6 protein-coding genes are annotated in these 7139 nt (G+C 67.4%); 4 read left to right on the plus strand and 2 right to left on the minus strand.

What is annotated here, in order from left to right:
- Positions 1-67: 67 nt before the first annotated feature.
- The gene (locus E2651_RS20260) at positions 68-2692 is read right to left on the minus strand and encodes a valine--tRNA ligase (RefSeq protein WP_135332584.1); all 2625 of its coding nucleotides are present in this window, start codon (positions 2690-2692) and stop codon (positions 68-70) included.
- 276 nt (positions 2693-2968) lie between these two features.
- Here E2651_RS20260 and E2651_RS46165 point away from each other — a divergent pair, with 276 nt between their 5' ends.
- From E2651_RS46165 to E2651_RS20275, 4 genes are all read left to right on the plus strand, one after another.
- A complete protein-coding gene (locus E2651_RS46165; RefSeq protein ID WP_348541655.1) occupies positions 2969-3259 on the plus strand; it encodes a hypothetical protein in 291 nt (96 codons plus the stop codon).
- On the plus strand, positions 3256-3909 hold the full coding sequence (locus tag E2651_RS46170; protein ID WP_348541656.1) for a transposase: 654 nt from the start codon (positions 3256-3258) through the stop codon (positions 3907-3909). The genes E2651_RS46165 and E2651_RS46170 overlap by 4 nt, the downstream gene beginning before the upstream one ends.
- Before the next feature lie 297 nt (positions 3910-4206).
- The gene (locus E2651_RS20270) at positions 4207-5133 is read left to right on the plus strand and encodes a hypothetical protein (RefSeq protein ID WP_135332585.1); all 927 of its coding nucleotides are present in this window, start codon (positions 4207-4209) and stop codon (positions 5131-5133) included.
- A 477-nt stretch (positions 5134-5610) separates the two neighbouring features.
- Positions 5611-6585 carry a hypothetical protein gene (locus E2651_RS20275; protein WP_135332586.1) on the plus strand — a complete coding sequence of 325 codons (975 nt, stop codon included), beginning with the start codon at positions 5611-5613 and terminating at the stop codon, positions 6583-6585.
- 68 nt (positions 6586-6653) lie between these two features.
- On the opposite strand, the gene E2651_RS20280 is transcribed toward E2651_RS20275, so the two are convergent.
- The gene (locus tag E2651_RS20280; protein ID WP_135332587.1) at positions 6654-7028 is read right to left on the minus strand and encodes a hypothetical protein; all 375 of its coding nucleotides are present in this window, start codon (positions 7026-7028) and stop codon (positions 6654-6656) included.
- Positions 7029-7139: the final 111 nt, after the last annotated feature.

Consider the following 7139-nt stretch of genomic DNA (forward strand, 5'->3'; position numbering starts at 1 on the left):
GACGGGAAAAGGGAGGGCCCCGGAACCGTGCGGTTCCGGGGCCCTCCCTGTCGTCGTACTCGGGTGACTAGGCCTGCGGCAGACCGTCCAGCTGGGCCTGCAGCCGCGCGATGTCGGCGTCCGCCTTGGTGAGGCGGCCGCGGATCTTGTCGACCACGTTGTCCGGCGCCTTCGCCAGGAACGCCTCGTTGCCGAGCTTCGCCGTGGCCTGCGCCTTCTCCTTCTCCGCGGACGCGAGGTCCTTGGCGAGGCGCTTGCGCTCCGCCGCCACGTCGATCGTGCCGGACAGGTCGAGCGCGACCGTGGCGCCCGAGACCGGCAGTGTCGCCGTCGCCGTGAAGGCGTCGCCCTCCGGCTGGAGGCGCAGCAGCTGGCGGATGGCGGCCTCGTGCGGGGCGAGCGCGGTGCCGTCCAGGGTGAGGCGGGCCGGGACCTTCTGGCCCGGCTGCAGGCCCTGGTCGGCGCGGAAGCGGCGGACCTCCGTGATGACCTGCTGGAGCGTATCGATCTCCCGCTCGGCGCCGGCGTCGCGGAAGCCGCTGTCGACCGGCCAGTCGGCGATGACGACCGACTCGCGGCCGGTGAGCGCCGTCCAGAGGGCCTCCGTGACGAACGGGACGATCGGATGCAGCAGGCGCAGCGTGACGTCGAGGACCTCGCCCAGGACGCGGCCGGAGACCTTCGCCGCCTCGCCGCCGCCCATGAACGTGGTCTTGGACAGCTCGACGTACCAGTCGAAGACCTCGTCCCACGCGAAGTGGAAGAGGGCGTCCGACAACTTGGCGAACTGGTAGTCGTCGTAGAACGCGTCGACCTCGGCGACCGTCGCGTTCAGCCGGGACAGCACCCAGCGGTCGGTGGCCGACAGCTGCTCCACGGGCGGGAGTTCACCCTCGGTGGTGGCGCCGTTCATCAGCGCGAAGCGCGTGGCGTTCCAGATCTTGTTGGCGAAGTTGCGCGAGCCCTGGACCCAGTCCTCGCCGATCGGCACGTCCGTGCCGGGGTTGGCGCCGCGGGCCAGCGTGAAGCGCAGGGCGTCCGAGCCGTACTTGTCCATCCAGTCCAGCGGATTGACCGCGTTGCCGAAGGACTTCGACATCTTCTTGCCGAACTGGTCGCGGACCATGCCGTGCAGCACGATCGTGTGGAACGGCGGGGTGCCGTCCATCGCGTACAGGCCGAACATCATCATCCGGGCGACCCAGAAGAAGAGGATGTCGTAGCCGGTGACCAGGACCGAGTTCGGATAGAACTTCTCGAGGCTCTCGGTCTGCTCGGGCCAGCCGAGCGTGGAGAACGGCCACAGGCCGGAGGAGAACCAGGTGTCCAGGACGTCCGTGTCCTGCGTCCAGCCCTCGCCGGTGGGCGCCTCGTCGTCCGGTCCGACGCAGACGACTTCACCGTTCGGGCCGTACCAGACCGGGATGCGGTGGCCCCACCACAGCTGGCGCGAGATGCACCAGTCGTGGAGGTTGTCGACCCAGTCGAAGTAGCGCTTCTCCATCTCCTGCGGGTGGATCTTGACCTGGCCGTCGCGGACCGCGTCACCGGCGGCCTGCGCGAGGGGGCCGACCTTGACCCACCACTGCATCGACAGGCGCGGCTCGATGGTGGTCTTGCAGCGCGAGCAGTGGCCGACCGAGTGGGAGTACGGACGCTTCTCGGCGACGATCCGTCCTTCGGCGCGCAGGGCGCCGACGATGGCGCTGCGGGCCTCGAGCCGGTCGAGCCCCTGGAAGGGGCCGGGGACCGTGATGACCGCGTGCTCGTCCATGACCGCGATGTTCGGCAGGCCGTGGCGCTGGCCGATCTCGAAGTCGTTCGGGTCGTGCGCGGGCGTCACCTTGACGCAGCCGGTGCCGAACTCGGGGTCGACGTGCTCGTCCGCGACGACCGGGATGGAGCGGTCGGTCAGCGGCAGCTTGATGAGCTTGCCGACGAGATGCTTGTACCGCTCGTCGTCCGGGTGGACGGCGATGGCGGTGTCACCGAGCATCGTCTCGGCGCGGGTGGTGGCGACGACGACGGACTCGTCCCCGTCCCCGTACTTCAGCGAGACGAGCTCGCCATCGTCATCCTGATACTCGACCTCGATGTCCGAGATGGCCGTCAGACAGCGCGGGCACCAGTTGATGATGCGCTCGGCGCGGTAGATCAGCTCGTCGTCGTACAGCTTCTTGAAGATGGTCTGGACGGCCTGCGAGAGACCCTCGTCCATCGTGAACCGCTCACGGTCCCAGTCCACGCCCTCGCCGAGGCGCCGCATCTGCCCCGAGATCTGCCCGCCGGACTCGCCCTTCCACTGCCAGACACGCTCGACGAACGCCTCGCGGCCCAGGTCGTGGCGGGACTTGCCCTCCTTGGCGAGCTCGCGCTCGACCACGTTCTGGGTGGCGATGCCGGCGTGGTCCATGCCGGGCTGCCACAGCGTCTCGAAGCCCTGCATGCGCTTGCGGCGGGTGAGGGCGTCGATGAGCGTGTGCTCGAAGGCGTGGCCCAGGTGCAGGGAGCCGGTGACGTTCGGCGGCGGGATGACGACGGTGTACGGCGGCTTCTCGCTCTTCTCGTCGGCGGCGAAGTAGCCCCGGTCCACCCAGCGCTCGTACAGCGTCCCCTCTACCTCGGCCGGCGCGTACTGGGTCGGCAGTTCGGAGGTGGGCGCTGGATTCTGCTGCTGAGTGTTCTCGGTCACGGGCTCAGTTTAGAGGTGTCACGGGCCCGTCCCGAAACCGGATTCTTCAGCGCGTTCTTGCGAGGGACCTCAGGCGTTTACACCCGGAGAGATCACATCCGGTGAGCGGTGCGGACCATCCCGGTGGTGTGCGGCGCGGAGCGACGACAGGCGGTGCCTGACCGGAGGGCCGGGAATTCCGCCATGTTCTAGACGTGTGACGCATACGCCACGCTCAGGGCGAACCTGAAGGCGGGGAACCTGGGCGGGGCGGGCTCGAAGCGATGCCGCAGGGCGATGGAGAAGCCGGTCGTCTTCCGGCCTCAGGGGGCACAGCCCTATGACGATCGGATGCTGTCCTGGCAGATCGCCGAGCAGCGGATCTCGATCTGGACCGTGCACGGCCGGGTGAAGAGCGTGGCCTTCACGGCTGGTCCGGAGCAGCTGGCCACGCTGGCCCTGTACCGCAGGGGTGAGTCCGATCTGGTGCACCGGGACGGCATGTGGTTCTTGAACGCGACCTGCGAGGTCCTCGAGGTCCCCATGAACACCGATCCGGTGGACTCGGGGTCGACCTGGGCATCGTGAACATCGCCACCACCAGTGACGGCGAGATCCTGGCAGGACGCGAACTCAACCGCGTCCGGCTACGGGAGCGGGAACTGCGCACGAAACTCCAGAGAAAGAACACGCCGTCCGCTAAGCGCCGGTTGAAGAAGCGCAGGCGCAAGGAGGCGCGGCGCGCCAAAGACATCAACCACAAGATCGCGAAACATGTGGTGGCCGAGGCAGAACGCACCGGTCGCGGAATCGCCCTGGAAGACCTCACCGGCATCCGCGAACGGGTACGGCTTCGCAAGCCCCAGCGGGCCACCCACTCCAGCTGGTCATTTCACCAGCTGGGGGCGTTCATCGCGTACAAGGCCCGCAAGGCGGGTGTGCCGGTGGTCCACGTCGATCCGGCGTACACCTCCCGCACCTGTGCCGAATGTGGCCACATCGACAAGGCGAACCGGGTCTCGCAGGCGTGGTTCGTATGCAGGTCCTGCGGCGTCGTTGCGCACGCGGACCGGAACGGCTCCCGCAACATCCGCGCGCGTGCGTGGGAGTTGTGGAGATGCGGGGCCCTGTCGACGGCCCCTGACCCGCCACCGCGTCAGCGTGGCGGGCTGGACGCAAACGCAGCATCATCGCCAGTGATGCCCGTTGTGCAAGCCCGGCGCTCCGCGCCCGGGTAGTCGACTAACGGTTGCGGCCCGGAGCAGCAGCCCCGGCTCTGTTCGAGCAGGTGCCCTGCCACCGCCCGCAGGGTTCGCCGGACCGCGGCCCAAGACCGCGGCGAGGCCCACGCGAAGAAGCGGCTCACAAACCACGACGAAAGACCCTGCACAGCCACCCGCGCCGGGCCTCGTACGTCAGACGTCTGGAACAGGTCCTCAACAACTGCGCATCGAAAACTTCCTGACGCCCCATGCATCCCGGCCATCCGTCAGGATGTTCGGAACACATAAGCATCCGGAGGGGAACCCCAGGAAATGAGCTACAACCAGCCGGGCCCGCACGGCGGGCAGCAGCCGCAGCAGCCCGGACCGTACGGTCAGCAGCCGGGCCAGCCTGGCCCCTACGGCCAGCAGCCGCAGGCCCCGCAGCCCGGCTACGGCTACCCCCAGCAGGCGCCGCAGGGAGTTCCGCCGCAGCAGCCCGGACCCTATGGCCAGCAGCCGCAGGCGCCGTACGGACAGCAGGCCCCGTACGGGCAGGTGCCGCCCCCGCCCGCCGGTGGCGGCAAGAAGACCGGACTCATCATCGGCGTAGTAGTGGCCCTGGTGGCGATCGCGGGCGGCGTCTGGTGGTTCACGGCGGGCAAGGACGGCGGCAGCGACGTGGCGGACGACGGCCCGCACAAGCTGATCACGCCCGCGACGGTGCTCTCCGAGTACAAGAAGGGCGACAGCTCGGGCGGCGGGGGCATGAGCGAGTCCGACCTGGACGACGCCGCGAAGTGGGGCGTGAAGAACCCCAAGGACGTCAGCGCCACCTATCAGTCCGGCGACAAGGACAACCCGCTGGCGCAGAAGATGATCCAGTTCGGCGGCGTCTACGGCGAGATCGAAGACCCTGAGAACGCCGTCGACGCCATGTTCGCCAACATGAAGAAGGAGTCCGAGAAGGACGGTTCGGACGAGGACGTCACGCTCGTCGGCGACCCGAAGGCGTACGAGCCCGATGGCCTCGACGGCGCGGTCCTGAAGTGCCAGCAGGCCAAGGTGGACAACTCCGGAGGCAGCACGGGCGAGCCGAAGGAAATGAATATGACGTACTGCATCTGGGGCGACCACAGCACCATCGGCTTCACCATGCCCATGGACCTGGCCAGCATCGCGACAGGCAAGGGGTCCACTCCCGAGGACGCCGCCGACACAACCGCCAAGTTCCGCAAGGAAGTGCGCGTCAAGGCCTGACACCCCACACCCAGGTGGCGAAGGGCCCCGCCGCTCGGCGGGGCCCCAAGTCAGTTCACGCCGCGTTACACGCAGGTACTGCGTGCTCGAACCGAACTCCTGTGTTCACCAGCTGCTGAATGCACTTCTGATACCCCGACACTCCGTGGTTGCTGCACGCCTTGCGCACCTTTGGGCCCACGTTGTAGCCGTAACTCGCCACCACCTTCGCATTCATTCAGGCATCCGCCTGGTCATGATCAAGGGCATCATCCGGCTCACGAGCAACACCATGGGGATAGGCAGATACGGCTTGATCCATAGGTCCTCTTTGGGGATCTATGCAGTACAACACCGCTTCACCTCCCAAGGCAGTCAGTCCCGGTGGGCTGAAATCGGTCGCTGCGGTCCCGGTCTCGGCAGCCCCGGTCGATTCGGCCGGGGCCGCTTCCGTCAGGATGTCGGAATCACATAAACGCACTCAGGGGGAAACCACTCATGAGCTACAACCAGCCGGGCCCGTACGGCGGGCAGCAGCCCCAGCAGCCCGGACCGTATGGCCAGCAGCCGCAGGCACCCCAGCCCGGCTACGGCTACGGCTACCCGCAGCAGGCCCCTCAGCAGGGCGGCTACGGCCAGCCCCAGCAGCCGGGCCCGTACGGGCAGCAGCCGCAGGCTCCCTACGGGCAGGTCCCGCCGCCTCCGCCCCCGCAGGGCGGCGGCAAGAAGGTCGGCCTGATCATCGCCGCAGTCGCCGTGGTCGCCGCTGCCGCCGTCGGCGGCTACTTCGTTTTCGCGGGCGGTGACGACGACAAGGGCAACGGCAAGAGCGGCTCCTCGGACGTGGCGGACGGCGGAGGCGACGAGGGCGGCATCAAAGACGACGGTCCGCACAAGCTGACGACGCCAGCGACCGTGCTGAGCACGTACAAGAAGGACGACAGCTCGTCGGGCAGTGGCGCCGGCGGCGGCATGACGTCCGGCGACCTCGCGGAAGCCGAGAAGTACGGCGTGAAGAACGCCAAGGACGTCCAGGCCGCATACCAGTCCGGGGACGAAAGCAACCCGCTGGCAGTGAAGGCTCTCAACTTCGGCGGCGTCTACGGCGATATCAAGGACCCCGAGACGGTCGTCGACGCGATGTTCTCCGAGATGGAGAAGGACGCGAAGAACGGCGGCTCAAAGGACGTCACCCTCGTCGGCCAGCCCAAGGAGTACAACCCGGCCGGCCTCAACGGGGCGGTCCTCAAGTGCCAGGAGATGAAGGTCGACCTGGGCGGCTCCGGCTCGACCGGCTCCACCTCAGGTCCCAGCGAGATGTCTACGGCGACGTGCGTCTGGGGCGACCACAGCACCATCGGCTTCCTGGTGAACGTGGACGCGGCGAGCGCACTGTCCGGCAAGTCCGCCGACCTCGACGAGGCCGCTGAAACGACAGCCAAGTTCCGCGGGGAAGTCCGCGTCAAGCTCTGAAGCGACCGAACGTGTTTGGAGGGGACATCGTTCTACCCCCTCCAAACACGAGCCTACGGATGCAATGCCTAGGCCCGCGCCGCACGGCATGCGGTGGCGGCGTGATTGGACTTGACGCCGAACGACACAAGGGTGACGGGGCACGACTGCCGGATAACCACGCTGCCGGAGTCCCCGTTCTTGCAGGAATTAATCACCTTCGGACCAACTGGATAGCCCTGGTGCTCCAGGTAATTTATGCACTCGAGCGGCGTGGCCGACGCCGGAGCCGCCGTCACGATCGGCACAACTGCTGCCGCTGCGGCGATACTTGCCGCCACCAAAACTCGCTTCACATTCAGCGACTTCACGCTGTTCCCCATCAGTACTTGTTCTGCCAGCCGCCAGGAGCGACGGTTGACGTGGTCATGCGTGAGTAGATCATCTCGAGCAGTGACGATCAATAAATGACGCCGCTACCGGCCTGAACCACTCTCCCTCCCGCCTCGGCCCACTCAAGTGCTGTCTCGTATACACATCTGACGCTGCCGACGAATAGCCAGGTGTAGGACTCT

Source organism: Streptomyces sp. MZ04, from assembly GCF_004684775.1.
GTDB lineage: Bacteria > Actinomycetota > Actinomycetes > Streptomycetales > Streptomycetaceae > Streptomyces.

What these genes read in the sequence shown, in the direction of transcription:
- E2651_RS46165 (WP_348541655.1), top strand. Translation starts at nt 2,969, where the DNA reads ATGGAGAAGCCGGTCGTCTTCCGGCCTCAGGGGGCACAGCCCTATGAC.
- E2651_RS20270 (WP_135332585.1), top strand. Translation starts at nt 4,207, where the DNA reads ATGAGCTACAACCAGCCGGGCCCGCACGGCGGGCAGCAGCCGCAGCAG.
- E2651_RS20275 (WP_135332586.1), top strand. Translation starts at nt 5,611, where the DNA reads ATGAGCTACAACCAGCCGGGCCCGTACGGCGGGCAGCAGCCCCAGCAG.